Genomic DNA, 555 nt, shown 5'->3' on the forward strand with positions numbered 1-555 from the left:
AGCCTTGGAATTTCTAATGACATACGGTGGGGTAGCTTTATTACCAAAGGTACTCGTTGAACAGTTTGTTCAATCTAAGCAGTTATTCCCTATTCACGGTGCCGAGTCATTTGTAAGGGAAGTTTATGCTGTTCATAGTGATGCGTCGCAAAAACAAGATATCGTTTCATCCGTAGTTGATTTGCTAAAAGAAGAAGATCTAAAGCCAGCGTTTGTGTGATCTGAGCACCCAATGGAAAAATTCACCTTTAAATTAATTAACCAGTACGAGGGGCGTAGAAAGCTCGTAAGCAGACATTACCGAGCGCCATAAGAATAAGCGACCTTGTATGGCGATAATTTTAATTACAGTCTAATATTCATTTAATGGATGCTTTATAAATAATAACCCATACCTTTCTAATTCTGCGGATACTTGATGTTTTTAAAAGAATCTACTGTAACTCTTTGGCTTTCAAAGCTTGCTAGCGGAGAAGTGACAGAAACAAATGCCCCAGCATGGCTGTTACCGTTCGTAAAAAACGAGTCTGACGCCGATCTTCTTAAAATCGCCGA

The 555-nt window shown here is 39.3% G+C and carries 1 protein-coding gene; it reads left to right on the forward strand.

All coding sequences use genetic code 11. The features are described from left to right. Positions 1-220: hypothetical protein (locus tag A3757_RS24410; protein WP_231878380.1), on the forward strand; the 220-nt coding region annotated here is incomplete at its 5' end. Positions 221-555: the final 335 nt, after the last annotated feature.

Source organism: Oleiphilus sp. HI0117 (assembly GCF_001635235.1).